Here is a 768-nt window from a genome sequence, read left to right as displayed (position 1 = left end):
ACTATATCTTCTCTATGTTATTTGGTTGTATCAAAGAAAGTGTCATCATACTCACTGGAAATAAAGTTTTATAATTGCTTTAATGTATATGTATATAATGGTAAAATTAGCGCTGAAGGAAAGCCGACACTTACATTAGTTCTTTATGCGAACGGCAACATAAACATCATCAAAACCATTAACAAGAAAGAAATAGTAAGACCGATGACTTTAAAGGAACTTATTGTTATAAAACAAAAATTTGGAAAAAATAATGTTTTTTTTAATGATTTTATAGATATGCTCGAATCATATATGAAAGAGAAACCTATATGGAAAGATGTGGAAAAATACTACAGCAATAATAAATTCATTGTCCCTGTATCCTTTTATGATGTTTTTGAGGCAAAGTCACGAAAGGACATCCTGAAGAAATACAAACTGTACAATGACCCCGAAAAGATTGATCTGAATGTAGCCTACATCATAAGCAAATGTTACAGTATGGTCGATGATGATTCAAGAGAAATAATCATAGAATATAATTCGACCAAATACATCCGAGATCTCGATATCAATCATCTGTATGGGAATGTAAAAGACCTAAAAGTTTCAGGAAAAGCTAAATTTCTGACAAATATTCTCTCAGATAAAGTTTTTATCGAAGAAATAAAAAGCCGAGAATTTAAGGAACAAAAGGGATATGATGCTTTTGAAGATTTTGTTTATGAATGTTGTGAGGCCTATGTTTTTAACTGTATGACAGCCAAAGTCAAGATCTCATTAAAA

Annotated in this window: 1 protein-coding gene; it reads left to right on the top strand. The window is 30.5% G+C overall.

The annotated features are described in order from the left end of the window. Positions 1-768 (top strand): hypothetical protein (locus CUS_RS03230; RefSeq protein WP_157769495.1); only part of this gene is annotated, 768 nt, incomplete at both ends.

It is taken from the genome of Hominimerdicola alba 8 (assembly GCF_000178155.2).
Taxonomy (GTDB): Bacteria; Bacillota; Clostridia; order Oscillospirales; family Ruminococcaceae; genus Hominimerdicola; species Hominimerdicola alba_C.
The sequence above is the reverse complement of the archived record's forward strand: the minus strand, read 5'-3'. Positions and strand labels throughout refer to the sequence as shown.